This window comes from Syntrophus sp. (in: bacteria), assembly GCF_040768185.1.
In the GTDB taxonomy this organism is placed as follows: domain Bacteria; phylum Desulfobacterota; class Syntrophia; order Syntrophales; family Syntrophaceae; genus Syntrophus; species Syntrophus buswellii.
On sequence record NZ_JAXGNC010000006.1, the window covers coordinates 87972 to 107675 of the forward strand.

Annotated in this window: 15 protein-coding genes; 6 read left to right on the top strand and 9 right to left on the bottom strand. The window is 54.2% G+C overall.

Features of this window, described 5'->3' with window-relative positions; all coding sequences use genetic code 11:
• The first annotated feature begins 143 nt into the window (after nucleotides 1-143).
• Both bla and AB3175_RS07870 read left to right on the top strand, forming a co-directional pair.
• The gene (gene bla / locus AB3175_RS07865) at nucleotides 144-1409 is read left to right on the top strand and encodes a class A beta-lactamase (RefSeq protein ID WP_367360392.1); all 1266 of its coding nucleotides are present in this window, start codon (nucleotides 144-146) and stop codon (nucleotides 1407-1409) included.
• Between the two features lie 15 nt (nucleotides 1410-1424).
• On the top strand, nucleotides 1425-2774 hold the full coding sequence (locus tag AB3175_RS07870; RefSeq protein WP_367360393.1) for an amidohydrolase family protein: 1350 nt from the start codon (nucleotides 1425-1427) through the stop codon (nucleotides 2772-2774).
• Between the two features lie 124 nt (nucleotides 2775-2898).
• On the opposite strand, the gene AB3175_RS07875 is transcribed toward AB3175_RS07870, so the two are convergent.
• The 7 genes from AB3175_RS07875 to AB3175_RS07905 form a co-directional block, all read right to left on the bottom strand.
• Nucleotides 2899-3204 (bottom strand): HesB-like (seleno)protein, encoded by a 306-nt coding sequence (locus AB3175_RS07875; RefSeq protein WP_367360394.1) that lies wholly within the window; start codon nucleotides 3202-3204, stop codon nucleotides 2899-2901.
• A 63-nt stretch (nucleotides 3205-3267) separates the two neighbouring features.
• The gene (locus tag AB3175_RS07880) at nucleotides 3268-4038 is read right to left on the bottom strand and encodes a cytoplasmic protein (protein WP_367360395.1); all 771 of its coding nucleotides are present in this window, start codon (nucleotides 4036-4038) and stop codon (nucleotides 3268-3270) included.
• A gap of 11 nt (nucleotides 4039-4049) precedes the next feature.
• The gene (gene fusA, locus AB3175_RS07885) at nucleotides 4050-6137 is read right to left on the bottom strand and encodes an elongation factor G (protein WP_367360396.1); all 2088 of its coding nucleotides are present in this window, start codon (nucleotides 6135-6137) and stop codon (nucleotides 4050-4052) included.
• Nucleotides 6138-6380: 243 nt separating this feature from the next.
• Nucleotides 6381-6581 (bottom strand): cold-shock protein, encoded by a 201-nt coding sequence (locus AB3175_RS07890; RefSeq protein WP_367360397.1) that lies wholly within the window; start codon nucleotides 6579-6581, stop codon nucleotides 6381-6383.
• Nucleotides 6582-6852: 271 nt separating this feature from the next.
• Nucleotides 6853-8550 (bottom strand): formate--tetrahydrofolate ligase, encoded by a 1698-nt coding sequence (locus tag AB3175_RS07895; protein ID WP_367360398.1) that lies wholly within the window; start codon nucleotides 8548-8550, stop codon nucleotides 6853-6855.
• A gap of 4 nt (nucleotides 8551-8554) precedes the next feature.
• On the bottom strand, nucleotides 8555-9094 hold the full coding sequence (locus tag AB3175_RS07900) for a glycine cleavage system protein R (protein ID WP_367360399.1): 540 nt from the start codon (nucleotides 9092-9094) through the stop codon (nucleotides 8555-8557).
• Nucleotides 9095-9319: 225 nt separating this feature from the next.
• Nucleotides 9320-10021 carry a GntR family transcriptional regulator gene (locus AB3175_RS07905; RefSeq protein ID WP_367360400.1) on the bottom strand — a complete coding sequence of 234 codons (702 nt, stop codon included), beginning with the start codon at nucleotides 10019-10021 and terminating at the stop codon, nucleotides 9320-9322.
• A gap of 197 nt (nucleotides 10022-10218) precedes the next feature.
• Between AB3175_RS07905 and AB3175_RS07910 the strand changes: the two genes are divergently transcribed.
• The 4 genes from AB3175_RS07910 (at nucleotide 10219) to AB3175_RS07925 (ending at nucleotide 14639) form a co-directional block, all read left to right on the top strand.
• Nucleotides 10219-11358, top strand: a complete 1140-nt coding sequence (locus AB3175_RS07910) for a succinate--CoA ligase subunit beta (protein ID WP_367360401.1) — start codon at nucleotides 10219-10221, stop codon at nucleotides 11356-11358.
• 2 nt (nucleotides 11359-11360) lie between these two features.
• Complete coding sequence (sucD, locus tag AB3175_RS07915; RefSeq protein ID WP_367360402.1) at nucleotides 11361-12233, top strand: succinate--CoA ligase subunit alpha; 873 nt, start codon at nucleotides 11361-11363, stop codon at nucleotides 12231-12233.
• Between the two features lie 271 nt (nucleotides 12234-12504).
• Nucleotides 12505-13707 (top strand): OmpP1/FadL family transporter, encoded by a 1203-nt coding sequence (locus AB3175_RS07920; protein ID WP_367360403.1) that lies wholly within the window; start codon nucleotides 12505-12507, stop codon nucleotides 13705-13707.
• Between the two features lie 104 nt (nucleotides 13708-13811).
• Nucleotides 13812-14639: a class I SAM-dependent methyltransferase gene (locus tag AB3175_RS07925; protein ID WP_367360404.1), complete on the top strand. Its 828-nt coding sequence runs from the start codon at nucleotides 13812-13814 to the stop codon at nucleotides 14637-14639.
• Here AB3175_RS07925 and AB3175_RS07930 read toward each other — a convergent pair.
• On the bottom strand, nucleotides 14618-17488 hold the full coding sequence (locus AB3175_RS07930) for a PAS domain S-box protein (RefSeq protein ID WP_367360405.1): 2871 nt from the start codon (nucleotides 17486-17488) through the stop codon (nucleotides 14618-14620). The genes AB3175_RS07925 and AB3175_RS07930 overlap by 22 nt on opposite strands.
• Nucleotides 17489-17494: 6 nt before the next feature.
• Nucleotides 17495-19498 (bottom strand): PilZ domain-containing protein, encoded by a 2004-nt coding sequence (locus AB3175_RS07935; RefSeq protein WP_367360406.1) that lies wholly within the window; start codon nucleotides 19496-19498, stop codon nucleotides 17495-17497.
• Between the last annotated feature and the right edge of the window lie 206 nt (nucleotides 19499-19704).

Consider the following 19704-nt stretch of genomic DNA (forward strand, 5'->3'; position numbering starts at 1 on the left):
TTTTTCTTTTTTTCCGGAAGGGACAGGCTTCCCGGCCGCGGCCTTTTCACCTTCAATGGCCGGCCGCATCACAAGGGACGCATCCAATCCCGCACGAACCCGGATCCCGGTGTTGCCAATCCACACCTGGCAGGTTTAGGACAATGATCACATTACATTTCCTCAAATATTTTGTCTTTCTGGCTGTTATTTCCGTATCGACGGTTTCCTGCACTGTCTGCAAAACGCAGTGCCCGCCTTCCGAGGCCTGTCCCCCGGTAGTCGGGACCGTCCCGTTGGAGGCCGGACATGTCCCGGCATCGGCAAGCGATGCGAAAACGCGGGAAAAACTCGATACGCCGGCAGCGGCCGCCATGCAGCCTCAGCTCCAGGAACGATCCAAATCGACAGCGGCTCCTCGGCCCGGCCCTGAACCGGAACGGGCTCAACTGCGCCTGGAGCAGGAGGTGAAGCGCCTGGCCGCGCTGGCGGGAGGAACCGTAGGAGTGAGCGCCCTCCACATTGAATCGGGACGATCGTTTTCCTTCAACGGGGGGGAGCGGTTTCCCATGGCGAGCGTTTACAAGATCCCCATAGCCGTTCAGCTGCTCCGCCGGGTGGATCGCGGTGAGGTCCGCCTGAATTCAACCGTCACCCTGCGCAGCGGCGATATTCACCCGGGCAGCGGCAGGCTCATCAAGACCTTTAAAAAAAAGGATGAGTCCTATTCGGTTCGGGAACTTCTGGAGCTGATGCTCCTGATCAGCGACAATACGGCGAGCGATGCCATACTGAAGCTCGCCGGCGGACCGGCAGCCGTCACCGCGGCCATGAAAAGCCTGGGCATACAGGAAATGGACGTCAGCCGCCCCACGCTCAATATGCTGGCCGACTGGCGCGGCATTTCGGATCTCCCCTCACCGGAGGCCTTCCAGCTTCAAAAATACAACAGGCTGCGGGACAGCGTCCCGGCGGATACGCTGAAAAGGGCGCAGAGCCGCTTCCACACCGACCGCCGGGACACGGCGTCCCCCGACGCCATGACGAGCCTCCTGGCCATGGTATACGATGGAACGGCCCTTCAGCCGGAAACCACCTCCGTGCTTCTGGGGATCATGGAACGCTGCCAGACGGGAAATTCCAGGATCAAGGACCTGATCCCTCCCGGAATGAAGGTGGCCAACAAGACCGGTACGATCGGCCCGTCCATGGTGAACGATGCGGCCATTCTGACCCTGCCCGGCGAAGCGGGCCATGTCGCCCTGGCCATCTTCATCAAAACATCCAATCGAAGTATCACCCAGCAGGAACAGGCCATGGCCCAGATAGCCCGCTATCTTTACGACTATTACTTTTTCCAGGGAACGGACCTTTTCGAGGCAGCTGCAAATGAAACATGCTCCCTTGAAGATCCCTCCTGCTCTCCATAGGAGTTGAAGGTCACCATGGAAGACGGCGCGAGACTTGAAACGGTGGATGGGCTGATCCTGGGCGGAACGATTCTCTGTCTGGACGAAGCCATGACCGTGATCGAGAACGGAGCGCTCGCCATTGTCGGAGACTCCATCACCGCCATTGGAGCGGAGGAGGATTTCCGGCGGAAGTTCACCAGCCCCAACCTGATCGACGGAACGGATACCCTCATCATGCCGGGGTTGATCAACAGCCACACCCACGCCGCCATGACCTGTTTCCGGGGCATTGCCGACGACATGCACCTGATGGACTGGCTTACCAACTATATTTTTCCTGCCGAGTCCAGAAATGTGGATGAGGAACTGGCCTGGTGGGGTAGTCTGCTGGCCTGTGCGGAAATGATCAAGTCAGGGACGACTACGTTCTGTGATATGTACATTTTCGAAGAGGAGACGGCAAAGGCTGCGCGCACGGCTGGAATGCGCTGTCTTCTGGGAGAGGTCCTTTTTGACTTTCCCTCCCCGAATGCCAAAACGCCTTCGGAAGGCCTGGCCTACACACGGAAGCTCCTGGAGCGATGGTCCGGCGATCCGCTGATCCGGGTCGCCGTGGAGCCTCATTCCCTGTACACCTGCTCCCGGACGCTTCTCCTCCAGGCCAGGGACCTGGCCGAGGAGTTTCAGGTTCCCCTCGCCCTTCATCTTCTGGAGAATCTTTCCGAAAAGAAGCAGCTTCAAAAACAGCTCGGGCAGGAAGCCGTTTCGTACCTTGAGGAACTCGGCTGCCTCAACGAGCGGCTTATCGCCTTTCATTGCGTCTGTCTGGAGGAGAAGGAGATCCGGATCTTCAGAGACTCCGGGTGCAAAGTCGTCTATAATCCGGAAAGCAACATGAAGCTCGCTTCCGGATTTGCCCCCGTCGCCAGGATGATCCAGGAGGGCGTCTGTGTTGGGCTGGGTACCGATGGATGTGCCAGCAACAACAGCCTGGACATGTTCCAGGAGATGGATACGGCGGCCAAGCTCGAAAAGGTGCGCCACCTGGATCCGACCCTGATGCCCGCGGAAACCGTTGTGGCCATGGCCACCCGGCAGGGGGCGCGCGTTCTGGGAATGGGAGATGTCACAGGTTGCCTGAAAGCCGGGAAAAAAGCGGATCTTATTCTGATCGACCTGAACCGCCCACACCTGACCCCCATGTACAATCCCTATTCACATCTCGTTTATGCCGTCAACGGCTCCGATGTGAAGACCGTTTTCATTGCCGGGAACATGGTCATGAAAGACCGAAAGCTCCTGTCCCTGAATGAAGAGGAAATCATGCGGCAGGTTCACCGGATTGCGGAGCGGGTCCGGAAGTCCCTTAGAAAGCCGGCGTAATGGGAGCCGACGATTTTCGGCCGCCTTTGCAGGACAGCCCCTCCTGACTTCACCGTGGGTGCACGTTGCCATCCTTCCCACCCGGAGAAGGGTTCGTAAGGCCCCCCGCCAGCGAAACCCCTTTTCAACGCCTCCTGTAGCCGACCATGGGCAGACGGGAGACGATCTGAAACCCCACCTGCTTCTCGTCAATTTCCGCGTAATCAATCCGGATCGGCTTGGCCATTTCAAGGAGATCTTTCTCTATGGCAAAGGTGATCTCCTGCTCTGTAATGAATGCATCGCCCTCTGCAGGCTGGTCATAAAACATGCGAAGAAAGGGGCGTTTACTCCCCTCGTCCTGCAGAAGAATTCGGATCGTGCCGGGCCCTTTCTGGCTCTGTATAAATTCCTTGATTTTCTCAGCTGCCTTTTCCGTAACTTCGATCATAACCTGAACCTCTGTGAATAGAAATAGCCTCTGAAATCGACCCGCTGCCGAAACAAAAGACCCCTAACCAACCTTTTTGACGGGATCCCGCGCCCTTCCGGCTGTAATCAGCAGAGTCACCGGATCCATCTTCATTCGCCAGGACTTCAGACTGCCCGTGGCGTCTCTATGCGGATCGATCAGAATTTCCTGGCCACGATCTTCCATTTGCAGAATAATGTCAAACAATTCTTCCGATTTTTTCAAAAACGCCGGAAGGGGGTCGCCCGCTTCGGCATCATGGCGATGCACGTGAACCGACAACCAGACCTGGAGGTTGTGGGCCCGGGCGAAGGTTTTCAGCTCCAGAATCTCGGCTTCGCCGATGTGGTTCGTCTGCCACCCGTCGATGAGCAGAATCCGGGGGGAAAAAATTCCCTGGACGATCAGATCGTTCAGGCGTTCTTCCAGGTTCGGGATACTGAAGCGATCCACCCGGAAGGTCATGATGAACCGGTGGGGCAGAATCGTTTCCCAGAGCATCCGCGAACTCCGCGGCGGTTTCCGGATGAACTTCTTTTCAAAGAGTTCCCGGTACCAGAGGGTGACCTTGGAGATGGGTTCATGAAGACTGACATGGAGAACTCCTTCCCCACCCAGCATCGAACTGAGTGCCATCTGAACGAGAAAAGCGGTCTTCCCCATTCCCGCCCTTGCCAGAACGGCGCCGAATGCGCCCGCCGGAAGCCGGCTGCTGATTTCCTCTTCCCAGGCTTCCCGCCAGGACTCCGATTCCGATTTTATCACCCTCTCGCTCAAAAGAAGTTCCTTTCTCTTTTTCAAATCAATGACCATGAGTTCCGACCCTACGCCGCACTTTTCTTTCGCTTGGCCACCTCTTCCGCAATCTTCTCGGCAATGCTCTGAGGCACCTGCTTATAGGCGGAAAATTCCATGGTGAACTGGGCCTTGCCCTGGGTGGCGGAGCGTATGACCGTCGCAAAACCGAACATTTCCGCCAGCGGCGTCTGAGCCTCGATCACGCAGGACGATCCTTCATCCTGTGTGCCCACGATCATTCCCCTGCGCTGGTTCAAAAGCCCCATGACCGCGCCCTGGTATTCCGGAGGAGTTTCCACGACAACCTTCATGATCGGTTCGAGAACGACAGGCTTGGCCCGCAGATAGGCTTCCCGGAAAGCGCCTCTTGCGGCAGCCTGGAAGGCCATGTCGGAGGAATCCACGGCATGGAACGCGCCGTCATCGATCACCACCCTCACGCCCGTCACGGGAAATTCCATTTTCGGACCCTTGCCCATGCTCATCCGGAAGCCCTTTTCGCAGGCGGGGATGAACTGAGTCGGGATTGCGCCACCGGTTATTTTGTTCTCAAAGAGGAATTCCTCTTCCGCCAGAGGTTCGATATACCCGGCTACCCGGCCATACTGACCGGATCCCCCCGTCTGCTTGCGGTGGGTGTAATTGAACGCAGCCTTCTGGGTGATGGTTTCCCGATAAGCCACCCTGGGATTGCCCGTGGTGACCTCCGCCGAGTATTCGCGCCGGATTCTCTCCACATAGACCTCCAGGTGCAGCTCTCCCATCCCCTCGATGATCGTTTCGGAGGTCTCCGCGTCGAGATGGGTTCGAAAGGTCGGATCTTCCTTGGTAAACCGGTTCAAGGCCTTGGACATGTTCACCATGGACTTCTTGTCTTTGGGAACAATGGCCAGTGAAATGACCGGCTCGGGAACGAACATGGACGTCATGGCCCAATTCAGCCCCGGCGAGGCGAAGGTGTCCCCCGATTGGCACTCCAGACCGAAGAGGGCGCCGATATAACCGGCAGGGATGCACTCGATATCCTCCATCTGGTCGGCATGCATGCGAACCAGTCGGCCGATCCGAAGTTTTTTCCCGTCCCGGGCGTTGACGACCGTCTCGCCACGGGTCAGCGTTCCCTGATAGACGCGGATGTAGGTCAACTGGCCGTAGTGCCCGTCCTCCAGTTTGAAGGCCAGCGCCACCACGGGATCTTCAGGGTTGCTCGTCAGCCGGACCGGCGTTTCGCCGTTCGCCAGATCCAGAGCCGTATTTTCGATTTCCTCCGGACAGGGCAGGTACTGGGTCACCGCATCCAGAAGAAGCTGCACCCCCTTGTTCTTATAGGCCGACCCCAAAAAGACCGGCGTGATTTTGCGATTCACCGTTCCCTGGCGCACGGCCTCCCGGATCATTTCCGGGGAGATGTCCCTCCCCTCCAGAACGGCTTCCGTCAGGACATCTGAAAACAGCGAAACGGTGTCAATAAGTTCTTCCCTCCTGGCCGTCGCCTCGGCCAGGATCGCATCGGGAACCGCTTCCTCTCGAACGATCTCACCACCGGGTCCGTCAAAATAATAAGCCTTCATGGAGACCAGGTCGACCACACCCTGGAAGTTGGCTTCCAAACCGAGAGGAAGCTGCATGAGGATGGCCGAGTGCCCGAGGCGTGTCCTCAATTGCTCCACGACGCGGGCCGGATTGGCGCCGCTCCGGTCGCATTTGTTAATGAAGGCCACACAGGGGACGTTATAGCGCTTCATCTGGGCATCGACGGTAATGGACTGGGACTGGACGCCGCCTACGGCACACAGGACCAGAATCGCCCCATCGAGGACACGCAGGGCCCGCTCCACCTCGATGGTGAAATCCACGTGCCCCGGAGTATCGATAATGTTGATTTCATGATTTTTCCAGGTGCAGAACGTTGCCGCGGAAGAGATGGTAATTCCCCGCTCCCGCTCCAGTTCCATGGAATCCATGGTGGCTCCCACGCCGTCCTTCCCCTTCACATCATGCATGGCATGAATGCGTTTCGTATAAAAGAGAATCCTCTCGGTCAGGGTTGTTTTTCCGGAATCGATGTGGGCGCTGATTCCGATGTTCCTTACTTGCCGGATGTCATGCTTCATTGTGAAAATCCTTCTTGATGCTTTCTATTGCTGTTTTTTTAACACGTGGGGACATATAAAAACAAAAAACCCCCTTATTTGAATTGTGCACGTTTCAAATAAGGGAGCCGTGAGATGCCCTGCTGATTTGAAAAAAACGACTTCTCCGTTTATCTTTTCAGAACTTACTTGTCAAGCATTTTTACCTTTCCTTGGTACGTTATGCTTGATAAAAATGCCTCCTTGTGCCTGACCTTGTTTTTTTCAGATCAGTTCCACATTTACTGCGCTGGGCCCCTTCTGGCCCTGCTGAATTTCAAAACGGACCCGCTGGCTTTCGGTCAACGTCTTCCAGCCTCCTCCCTGGATTGCGCTGAAGTGGACGAATATGTCGCCCCCCTCATCATTTTCAATAAACCCAAACCCCTTCTTGTCATTGAACCATTTCACTTTTCCCTCTGCCAAAGCCGTACCCTCCTTTTTTTATTTCACTAATCATATTGAAGCAGACAAACAAAAAAACCACCTCCGCTTCCTGAGGACATCAGGAGTCAAAGGTGGTCTCTTTACCAAATCTGCAGCAATACGTTCTTATTCAACTCTGGCCTGCCCCGCCCGGATGAGTTAAACAAAACATTTGAGATTGCTTCATAAAAAAGCGGGTGTCAGTCGACTAACATTTAATGAAAATTTTTTCAAGACATTTCTTATTTCACGACCGCTCAAAGGAAAGGTCTCAGAGAAGAGGTGCCATGTCGCCGGGATTGCTGACACCGCTGATAACGCCCGAGTCGTCGATATCAATCGAATAGGCGGCGGGGTGTTTGGACAGGCCGGGCATTCGGAGAATTTCACCGGTGATGGGAATGAGGAATCCGGCCCCGGAGGAGATCTTGATCTCTCGCACCGTCACGATGAAGTCACGGGGAAGGCCCAGGAGATTCGGGTTGTCTGAGAGGGACTGCTGGGTTTTAGCGATGCAGACGGGAAGCTTATCGAAGCCGTACCGGTTGATCAGATCCAGGTTGCGCCGGGCCAGGGGCTGGTAATCGATCGAAACGGCGCCGTAGATCTCGCTGGCCACGGTGAAGATCTTGTCTTCCACGGGCAGGTTCCAGTTGTACAATGGACGATAGTGACCGGTGGAACCCGCCAGAAGGGCCACCGTCTTTTCCGCGAGTTCAACACCGCCCTCACCTCCCAGGCGAAAGATGTCGCAGGGTGCGATGTTCATCCCCTCGTCCTCCGCCGCTTTGAGAACCTCTCTGATTTCCTCGTCCGCATCGGTAGAAAAGCGGTTCAGGGCGATAATGCAGGGGACGTGAAACTTGTCAATGTTTTGATAATGCTTCCTGAGGTTCGCCATGCCCAGGACGGCCGCCCGCGGATTGGGCCGATCGAGGTCCTCTCTGGCGATGCCTGCGTGGTATTTCAAGGCCCGCACCGTTGCCACGAGAACGACGATGCGCGGATTTAATCCCCCGTAAGGGGCGACGATATCAAAAAACTTCTCCGCTCCCAGATCGAAGCCAAAGCCCGCCTCGGTCACGACATAATCGGCCAGGCGGAGCGCCAGGTCGGTTCCGATGATGCTGTTCGTCCCCTGGGCGATGTTGGCAAAAGGACCGCCATGAACGATGGCCGGGACATTCTCCGTTGTCTGGACCAGGTTCGGCAGGAGGGCATATTTCAGAAGCGCTGTAACGGCCCCCTCGACTTTCAGATCGGCGGTCATGACCGGCTGGTTGTCATAGGTGAATCCGACTAGGATCTTCCGGATTTTTTCCTTCAGTTCCGTATAGGAGCGTGAAAGACATAGAATCGCCATGATCTCACTGGAGGGGACGATGTCAAAGCCCGTTTCCCGTGGGACGCCGTTTATTGAACCGCCAAGGCCGACAACGATATCCCTGAGAAAGCGGTCGTTCATGTCGAGAACACGACGCCAGGTTATCTTCCGAGGATCGATGTTCAGGGGGTTGTCATGGTAGATGGAGTTGTCCACCAGGGCGGACAGCAGATTGTGTGCGCTCGCTACCGCATGAAAGTCATTGGTGAAATGGAGATTGATATCATCGTCTGGATGGATTCGGGAGAGCCCTCCACCCGTCGCTCCACCCTTCATGCCGAAAACGGGCCCCAGCGACGGTTCCCGGAGCGCGGCAATGGTCGATTTTCCAAGCCTGGCCAGCGCCTGGGCGAGCCCGATGGACACGGTCGTTTTCCCTTCGCCCGCCGGCGTCGGCGTCATGGCCGACACGAGAACAAGGGCTGATTCAGAACGCCGCGAAAAACGTGAAATCGCTTCCAGCCTTACTTTCGCCTTGTACCGCCCGTAGTATTCCAGGTCGTCTTCTTCAAGTCCGATAGAGGCGGCAACCTCCGCAATGGGTTTTTTTACATGCGCCGCCTTTTGAATGTTGTAACGGGTCATGGGTTTACCTGCAGATCAGCGCTTCGAACCGGATATCAATATTGGATTCATCGCCGATGCGGTTGAGGTCGTTCTTCAGATCCAGGATCTTCACGGCAGGCGGCAGGGAGAAGAAGCATACCATCTGAAAGACGTTGGCCCCCGTAACGGGGTTGTTGTCAACATTCGTTGAAATATCGTCAATATTGATTCCCCGGCCTTGAAGGACTCTGCAGATCTGGTTGATGATCCCGGGCCGGTCCACGGAGGTGGCAATAAGCCTGTAGGGAATGAACGGGGTAACCTCCCGGTGGAGAGGTGCCTTGGTCTTCCGGACATGGATATCCAGATCCGTCTTCTCGCGCAGGCTGTCCAGGTCCTTGATAAGCCGCTCGATGGCATCGGTGCTGCCCGAGGTGAGGATGATCATGCCGAACTCCCCTCCCAGAACGCAGCCGCGGGACCTCTCGATATTGATCCCCCGAGCCGTGAAAAATTCCGCTATCTGCCGTGCCAGCCCCTGACGATCCGAGCCCATGAATGAAAAGACAACGTAGGATCTCATCGGTTACCTCCATAGGATTGCTCTGGTCCAGCATTTCCGAAACGGCTGCTGCGCCGAATTTCTGGAAAACGAGAGCTCAAAGGCCTTTTTAGCCGTCCTTCAGGGCCGTGTCAAGAAAAAGCTCATCCGATGCCGAACCACTGGTCCGTTCGATTCACCGATCAAAAAAGGCAGGGCCCTTTTGGACCCTGCCTTTTTTTCTTGTACAGCTCACGGTGAGAGGACTCAGAATTCCGTCCGCTCCTGCTCTTCCAGAATCTTCCGGATGCTCGTCATGACCTGAATTTTTACATTGGTCAGATGATTTTTGAGGACGGACTGCGCCCGCTCCAGGCTCCGCAGCGCCACGGCGTCATAAATTTCCTGGTGGGCCTGGTCGCTGGATGACAGCGAAGAGATAGGGAAGTAATTGCCGCCGTATTTCAGGAACAGCATATCAAAGACGTTTTGAAGGATGCGGACCTGGGTGGTTTTTCCGGAAAGATAGGCGAGAGTCATGTGAAACTCCCTGTTTTTAAAAAGCCTTTCCTTGAGATAGGATTCCCTTTCCGCAGCAAGATGGGCTTCGAGTGCCGCCTTCAGCTCGGCAAGTCCCTTCTTGTCGATCTGTTCAATGGCCGCAGGGACAAGGGACGGTTCGATCAATTCACGAATCTCGTAAAGTTCTTCAATCTCCTTAAGGCTGAAGGGCGCCATGGAATAGCCGCGATGGGGTTCATGCTGAACGAATCCCTGCAGCTCCAGCCACTTGAGAGCTTGAATGACAGGCGTCGGGCTCAGCTTCAGCTTTTCCGCAAGGTCACGGTACAGGATCCGCTGACCGGGGACGAGTTCCTTGGTGTACAACATATGCCTGATCCCCTGATAGGCGATCTGGGCACTGTCTTCCGATTGTTTTTTTCGCGTTATTTTCTTATCGGTGATCATGCGGCTTATTTAGCTTAATCAAATCAATTATGCAATCAAATTTTTATTTTTAATATGGATTAAAAATTAATTCAAAATTGTGATTTAAAGTGAAGTTATTTCGATTGACATATTGGCGCATCGATTTTATGTTTGCGCACTGCGAAAGGGAGAATCTCCTTCCGCAATCATTCATTTTCGTAAGGATGTAAACCGTTATGAGACTACATGAATACGAGGCTTTGGATATTTTTGAGCAGAACGGGATCCCCGTTCCCCGCCGCGGCGTTGCTTCCACGATGCACGAGGCGCTCCATGTGGCAGGCGAGATAGGATACCCCGTTATTTTGAAGGCCCAGGTTCTCGTTGGAGGCCGCGGTCTCGCAGGCGGCATCAGGACCGCCTCTTCGCCGGATGAACTCAAGGAGGTCGCCGAGTCCCTGCTTTCCTCCGATGTGAAGGGGCTGCCCGTCCTGAAACTTCTCGTCTGCGAGAAAGTGGAGATCGCCAGGGAACTCTATGTGGGCATTACCGTTGACGGGTATTCCGGCAAGCCGGTGATCGTGGCGAGCACGGAAGGCGGTGTGCGGATCGAAGAAACGGCGAGGTCCTCGCCGGACAAGATCGCCTCCTTTCATGTCGACTCCTCCCTGGAATTTTATCCCTATCAGGCCCGCACCCTCCTGTCGAGAATCGGGGTCAGCCAGCAGCTCCTCACCTCCTGGACGGACGTTATCGGGCAACTGTACCACATCGCCATGAGCCATGAGTCCCTGATCTGCGAGATCAATCCACTGGTTGTCCTCCCCAATGGCGGATTGATCGCCGTGGATGCGGTTCTGGAGATAGACGACTCGGCCCTGTCACGGGTGCGATTCCCCCTTCCCGACCGCATCGAACGGATCGAAAATCCCCTCGAACGCCGCGGCAGAGAAATCGGCGTCACCTATGTGGACCTGGACGGAGATATCGGACTGATTTCTTCCGGCGCCGGACTGGGAATGGCCTCCATGGACATCATCGGCGAAAGGATGAAGCCCGCCAATTTCCTGGAAACCGGCGGGGGCATTACGGCCGATCTACTCTATCGATGCATGGAACTCATCATGATGAAACCGGGCATCCGGGCCGTCTTCATCAACGTGTACGGCGGGATCAATCCGATCCACGAAGGCGCCAAAGGGGTCGTTCGCTATATCAATGAGCATAACGTCAAGATCCCCATTGTCGCCAAGGCGCTTGGCAACCGCCAGGAAGAAACCTGGGAGATCTTCCGCTCCGCAGGCATCCACGTGGTGACGGAGGCGGCAACTGAAAAAGCGATTGATCGCTTGTATGAACTGGTGGGGAGAGGTTGAAAATGAGCATACTGATCAACGATTCAACACGCGTTCTTGTGCAGGGCATTACCGGACGAATCGGCAAGGCACAGGCTCACTGGATGCTTGAATACGGAACAAAGGTTGTGGGCGGGGTTACTCCCGGCAAGGGCGGCACCATTGTAGAGGGGCTTCCCGTCTTCAACAGCGTGCAGGAGGCCGTCAAGGAGACCGGGGCCAACGCCTCCGTGTTTTTCGTCCCGGCCGCCTTTGTCCTGGACGCCTTCATGGAAACCATCGATGCCGGGATCAAACTCATCGTTATTGTCCCGGAACACATCCCTGTCCGGGATGTCATGAAAATGCGGAGCTATGCCCTCGACAGGGGCGTCTTCGCACTGGGTCCGACCACCCCGGGAATTCTCGTCCCCGGAAAGGGGAAAATGGGCATCATGCCGGCTTCCATGTTCGCACCGGGGAGGGTCGGCATTATATCGCGAAGCGGGACCCTTTCCTATGAGTTCGCCGGCATCCTCTCGGAGGGAAACGTGGGACAGAGCACCGTGGTCGGTATGGGTGCAGATCCCGTGGTTCTGAGAAACCTGGCCGATATCCTCGAACTCTTCGAGGAGGACGAAGGAACAGACGCCGTGATCGTGGTCGGCGAGGTCGGCGGAGAGCAGGAAGAGAAAGCGGCCGGTTTCATCGCGAGAAGGATGACCAAGCCCGTTGCAGCCTACATCGCCGGGCGGCAGTCGCCTCAGGGGAAGAGGATGGGGCACGCAGGCGCGATCGTCCGGGGAGCCTCGGGAACCGTTTCTGGAAAGCAGGGAGCGCTCAAGGCCGCGGGTGTGACAGTCCTGGACAGCCCCATTGATGTTCTCGCGTGGGCGAAAGAACACAACCTGAGCTAGGCTCCGCCCAAACCATTTCAGGTGCGGGGGAAAAGCGGATGGCAACAACGCCGTGCGTCCAATCATCACAGATTCGAATTCCGCCGGCGCATCGGGAAAAGCAGGAGGGCTTATAGACCTTGATCTATAAGCCCTCCTGCTTTTCTATCCCCTCTTACAACCCGGGCCTGACACATTATTTGCTGAAAAATGCGCTCCGGAAAGAATTTATTTTGTTCAGTGGCATAATTATTGATTATTATTTGAAACTTGATTAACCAGGAGCCCGGGAATGAAACATACGAAACTAAGCTTCCGTGTCATACTCTATTTTGCGATTGCTGCGCTGACGTCCCTCCCTTCCTTATCGTTCGGCTCAGGCTTCGGCATCTTTACCCAGGGGGCGTCCGCTCTTGGACAGGGGGCCGCCGTTATCGCCCACTCCGACTCTCCCGAAGCGATTTTCTACAATCCGGCACTCCTGAACGATCTTCCGGGAACACAGGTCGAGGTCGGAACGACCCTGATTTTTGCCGATCGGGAGTTCACAAGCGCCGCAACCGGGAAAAAATCCGAGACCCAGGACGATGTATTCTATCCGAGCACCTTCTATCTCTCGCACCGGTTCAATGAGACGTTCAGCGCCGGCGTCGGCGTTTTCAACCCTTTCGGCCTGGCCACGACATGGCCTGAAAGCTGGGAAGGCCGGTATGTAGCCACAAAATCCGAGCTTACCACGTTTAACATCAATCCCGTTGTATCCTGGCGGATCACACCCAAACTTTCGATCGCAGCCGGTTTGGATTTCGTCCTGCTGGATTCCACCCTTCAAAGCAGGAATATCGCTTTTGATGTCGACCAGAAATTTGAAGGGTCGGGAAACGGACTTGGATACAACCTGGGCCTCCTGCTGCATGCTACAGACACCCTTTCCATAGGCGTATCGTATCGCAGCAAGGTGACGATCGATGTTGACGGCACTCTTTCGATGAGCATTCTGCCGGAGGATATCAGTGGCGAAACCACGCTTACCCTTCCCCAGCAGGTAGCCGTCGGCATTGCCTATAAGCCCACGGACAGGCTGATCCTGGAAGTGGGTCTGCGCTGGGAGGACTGGTCATCCTTCGACCAATTGAAGATCGAAGGCGCAGGACAGACCCTTGCCGTCTCGCCGAGAAATTGGCGCAGCACCTTCGCCTTCAATGCAGGGGGAAAATACCGGATCAACAGCAGGTATGCCATCCATGCAGGCTATTTGTACGGTCAAAATCCCGTTCCCGACACGACCTTCGACCCGTCCATCCCGGATTCCGACGTTCATCTGTTCTGCCTGGGCGGCGAGGCCAGGTTCGGCAAGGTGGGTTTATCGATGGCTTATGCCTACCAGCTTCAGGAAGACAGGACCAAATCGACCAACCACTACGGAGCCTTTGCCAATGGCGAATATGATTCGGACATTCATCTGCTGGCCATGAGCCTTCGTTACTTGTTTTAATGTAACATGAAGGACCCCTTTTTTTCATTGAACACGATTGTTCCCCTCTCAACAGGGAGAGGATGCGCGGTCAGACATTGCCGTGTGGACTCGGAGGTGACAACATGAAGCACAAGCAGGCTTATCTCATGGAAAACGATGAAGAGGCCCATCGCCTGGAACTGAAAACCGACGCGAATGCGGTTCGGAAACAGGCCCTTTGGTGTGGTGTAAAAGCCGGCCTGCGGGTCCTGGATCTGGGATGCGGACCGGGAATCACCACGGAAATCCTGCACTCCATGGTCGCCCCGACCGGGAGCGTTGTCGGAGCGGATTTTTCGGCTGAACGGCTTGCCTACGCGCGGGAACATCACGCTGGTAAGCCGGGCATTGAATTCGTCCAATGCGATCTGACCGCCCCGATTGATGACCTGGGACAGTTCGATGTGATCTGGGTGAGGTTTGTCCTCGAGTATTTCCGCAAGGAAAGCCCGGAAATTGTCAAACGGCTTCGGAGTCTGCTCAAACCGGAAGGCTATCTCTGCCTGATCGACCTTGACTACAACTGCCTCGGCCATTATGAAATGCCCGAACCGATGAATGCCCTGTTGCCGAAACTCATGACCTACATGGACGACGAGTTCAATTTTGACACGTATGCCGGACGGAAACTCTATTCGTATCTTTATGATCAGAAATATCAGAATATCGAGGTTGAATTGATGGCCCATCATCTCATCTACGGTGAGGCCCGTCATGCGGATGTTTTTAACTGGCTGAAAAAGGTGGAAATCGGAACGGAAAAAATGCAGTGTTTCTTCAAGGACTATCCGGGAGGGGCAGAGGCCTTTATTGCCGATTTCAGAAAGTTTTTCCTGGATCCGCGCCGCTTCACATACACCCCGCTCATTTTATGCAAGGGGATGCGGCCTCATGAGGATGCCGCCGGCTGATCCAGAATGGAGCGGATTCTCCTGCTCAGGAAATCGATTTGATAGGGTTTTTGAATAAAATCCACCGCGCCCGCACGGAGGAGATCCTGCTGGCTCGTGCTTGCCGCAAAGCCGCTGGCGATTAGCACCTTCATAGCGGGGTCGATTTTCAGTATTTCAGAGAGGCATTTCTCGCCACCCATACCGGGCATCATGAGATCCAGGATGACAAGGGCGATGCCCCCTTTCTGCTCATGAATCACACTCAAGGCGCTTTCTCCGGAATTGGCGGTCAAAACGGAATAACCCAGCAGGGAAAGCAGTTCTTTTCCGATATCAAGAAGTGCCGGCTCGTCGTCCACCAGAAGGATCGTTTCCTGACCCTCGGACAGCGCCGTTGCTTTAACGGGTTCCCGCCTTTCCTCAAACACCTCCACACTGGCGGTGGCGGTGGTCTCAGGAAAATAAATCTCGTAAGTCGTCCCCAATCCAAGTTCGCTCGTGCAGAATATGAACCCGTTGTGGTTTTTAACGATGCCGTAAACAACGGACAGCCCGATTCCCGTCCCCTTTCCCGCCTCCTTGGTCGTAAAAAACGGCTCGAAGATGTGATCGAGGTTCTCCTTGGAAATTCCGCATCCCGTATCGGAAATCGAGAACAGGGCATATCGGCCGGGGTCAATCTTGACGCTGCTTCGATAGGTCGCCGTGGGAAATTCGATGTTTTTTGTTTTGATCCGTATCCTTCCGCCGTCAGGCATGGCATCTTTTGCATTGACCGTGAGATTCATGATCACCTGGCCCAATTGAGCGGAATCCCCGTTTATGGTGTGAAGAGGCTCGTCCAGATCCAGCTCCACATCAATCTTTTTCGGCAGCGTGTTTATGAGAAGCTCGTAAAATTTTCGAATTTCCGCATTGATATCGATCGGCTCCAGTTTGCTGTCGGCCTTCCTGCTGAAAATGAGAAGCTGCCCGACGAGGTCCGTTGCCCTCTTGATCAATTCCTTGATGTTGATCAGATACTTCAGCTCCGGATCGCCATCGCTTTTGCGCATGGTCAACCGTTCGTTGTATGCATTAATCGCCTGCAGGATATTGTTGAAGTCATGGGCGATGCCCCCTGTCAAGCGACCGATGGCGTTCATTCTCGAAGCATGGTGAAGCTGCTGTTCCAGCTTTCTCTGCTCGGTAATATCCTTCAAAATCCCCACGACGCCCATCATCTCTCCCATGGCGTTCAAGTTTGGGGCGCCGCTCATGTAAAACAGCCGCTCTTTTCCATTTTTGGCCAGAAGTTTGGCCTCCATGTTCTTGATCGTTTCTTTTCCCTGCCACACGCGGTCAAAAAACTGGTTGAAGGTCTTCCCACCGTCGGCCATGGCAAATTCCGAAAAAAAGCGCCCCATCATTTCCTGCGTCGCGTACCCCAGGATTTCTTCCGCCACCGGGTTAATATAGGTAATGAATCCGCCGTTGTCTGTAGTGTAGATGATGTCCGGAGAGTTTTCGCTGAGGTTTCGAAACCGCTCTTCACTTTCCTTGATCTTGCGGAGAGATTTGGCGTTGTTGATGCTGATCCCTATCTGCGGCGCGATGCCCATGAGAAGGTTCACTTCGCTTTGATTGTGAGGCCTGTGGGAACGGTAATTGTCAACAGCCAGGACGCCTTCCGATTTTCCCTCATAGATGATGGGAACGCAAATGAAGGAGTTGACGGCCAGGGCTTCAACAAAATCCCGGCTTCTCACTGAGATATCATTTTTAATGTCTTTGATATCATTTACGAAGATGGGGTGCTGCTCTCTGAACGCAACAACGAATGGGCCCCTGGAATCCGGCTTGTCCAGATGGAACTGAGTCTTCTGAAGCACGGCTTCAATTTCTGAGCTGTAACCGTATCCGCTTGCATAGATAAGCCTCGTCCTGTCCGGACTGGTAAGCATGATCATGCCGCGGTCGAACTTAAGCCTCTTCTGCAGCGTCTCCATGACAAACTTCAACAGGCTGTCGACATCCATGATGTTTGAGACGGCCTGGCCGATTTCCTGAACCAGAAGCGCATTGTTGTAACTGATGGTGATCTGATCGAGCAGGCGGTTTGCCGCATCACCCTGCCTTTCCGTCCTCTCATAGATGTCTTTTTTCTCAAGATACTGGGAATAGAAGGCGATGCCTACAATCACGGTAACCGCCGGCAGGGCGATGAAGGCAGCCAGTTTCAGGGAGGGGAAAAGGAACGAGCACCCTGCAATGGCGAGGATGGAAAGGATCATGAGATAATTCCGCCAGCGCCACCATTTCATGTACCTGGGTTCCTGCCAGGTTACGACGTAACGGCACTGCCCGCTTCCTCGATGCAGGCATTCCGTATGTTCAAGAATCGGCAGTTTGCCCGTAAAAATCTCAGCGACAGCTTCAAGGCTGCCCATGCGGTTTTCACACTGGTAAGGCCGTTCATGAACGCCTTCATTGATCGTCGTGATGATTTCTACGGTGTTCCGCCGGATCTTCCGGATATGAAAAGTGGTGCCGCGGTTGAGATAGGAGGCGATTTTGCCGAGCATGAAATAGGCCTGGATGGGTGAGAGAAAGGCCAGAATGAACTGACGGATCGCCTTGGCGGACTTGGAGGCCGACATGAAGCGCCCGGCTTCGCGAAAGATCGTCGCGTCCTGCGTCCTTTCCATGAGGGCGTCGTGGAATCCATCCACCTGCCTCTGCGTCAGCCAGTGCCCCTCATCCTCCAGTTCGTAAGAGGAGATCCCGGAATCCTTGAGAATGCCTTCGATGTCAATATCGGGACGCCTTTCCCGAAGATATTCGAGAAAGGTAATAATGACTCGACTGTTGTACAGGTTTGCGTCCATCGGTTTCTAGGTGATGATCATCCGGAATCTTTTCATGATATATTCGATAAATTCATTGGCATACTGTGCATTGAGGATCCACATGATGTAATCTTTCTCAGCATTCACGTCTTTGTCCTTTGTATAATCCGCCGGATAAATAAGCAAGGGATATGATTCCGCCGATTTCACCCTGGTAATGTTCTCAACGGCTGCGAGGATTGCATCCATCGGAGTCTCAGGGTCGATGACAAACACTTTGAAGCCGTTGAGAAGGTCCGACAGATTAATGGCCACATCGGACTCCTCCTTGATGATCACAGCCTTGAGCTCACCGGCATGATGCAATGCCATGGCCTGCCATTTTCGGTGCAAACCCTGCTGCGCATAGATGTTTTCGAGGGAATGCTGCTTGTGATTCTTCATGTCCAGCACATCGCAGAGCATTCCGCCGGAATGGTGCATGTAAAACTGCTCAAGTTCCCACAGATCGGACTTGCAGCATTCCCGCACGGACCAGCCCTCGGGCATCTGCAACGTCACATCGCCGACCGAATGAGTGATGTAGGAGAAAAGATCGAGGGAACAGACCCGCGGATTGAATTTTCCTTTTGCAAAACCCGTGTATATCCTATCGGTAAACTTATTTCCAGGGCGGAAATAACAGATGAAATAGTCGAGCATGGCCGACGGGTAGCGCCTCAGATCGTAAAGGTAGGAGATCATCTGCTTCAGAACGATCAGGCCCGTCGGGCTGCCGTCCATCGTCCTTGCGGCATGGTGGTGCACCATCCAGGCTTTTTCATAGGCCCTAAGCAGAGAGATATGGCTGTAGATCCGCCCATCCTTCTGATAGGTGAAATGCTTGGCGATGGCAGGACAGTCACTGTAGAGCTTTCTGTAAGTATCCTGAAAATTCTCTCGGAACGCCTGGATATGCTGGTATTTTGCCGGATAGATAAAATTGCTGTCAAACAGCAGATCCCAGAGCTGTTCCGTATCCACCTCGTTGATCATGTCTTCATCGTCTGTGGGGAAATTGTTCAACAGCTGATTCAATTTATTGTAGTCCTCAATCCCCATGTCCAGTATCGCTACCCCGAAACGGACCGATGATTCGTCCTTGCGGTAAATGACCTGCGCCTTGCAGTGAATCTTCAAAAGCCCGGCGTAACTGATCGTCATTTTCGGGATGATCAATCCCGGGATCAGAACGGCCGCATCGGACTTGTCGCTGATGGCGAAGCCCGAGGTGGAAATATCGATAATTTTGCGCTGGAAGGTTTTGCCCATGAAGGGATGCTCGAAGATGGCCGAAATCGATGGTAATTTATGCGTGCGGTGATTCCGGATCACCCTCTCTTCATGCTGTTCATCTTCAACCTGGATGGGACTGACGACAATTTCAACACCGGCAACGCTTTGCTGCTGGTAGATATGGCGGCAGGTTGCCGAGTAGAAGACGCCGTGTTCGTTGAACAGTCTGATGCTGGCCGGCACATCGCTCTTGAACCAGTAAAACAGGGCCGACAGTCCCGTCTTGAGGCGGAGGCGAAAGGCATGGGCACTGAAATCAACCAGTTCTCCCGTGGCCTGAAAGCCGTTTTGCATCAATTCGACCTTGATCTGATGGCATTGAAAGCGCGGAACCTGCCGTTTGCTCGTGATGGGGCTGGAGTCGGGGAGCTGCATCGTTAATCCGCCATCATTGGTGGTAAGTTTCCTCGGTCTGGCAAGGATGATGGACTGATCATGGTTGATGACCAGATATTCAAAATGATATCTCTCCAGCCGGTATCCTTCGTATTCCGAATCCCAGCGGCATACCACTTCGTCACCGAGGCAGGGCTCGGGATGAACCTTGACCAGAATTTCTTCATTGTACTGGGGATGCTTCAGGAGCGCATAAAGGGGATCCCCTTTGAAGTGAATGTGGTTGATAATATTGGTCAGTTTCTGCTTTTTGATGTATTCTCCGGACATGACGTCCCGGATCAGGTTGTTATGTCTGAATAGCCAGGATGGTCCCATTTCTTCCACCTGCAAACGACTGTCACATAAGGCGTTATTATTACAGATACTTCTCTCCCGAACGCTTTCAGTCATATTCATGTGTCTCCGGCAAATTTTTAATGCGATTGTCATTAATATGTAAAAATGGTGATCGGAATAGTTGTGATTCCACGGAAGACTTGCAATAATAATTCCAGTATTTTTGGGGGGACGCCGATCCAGGA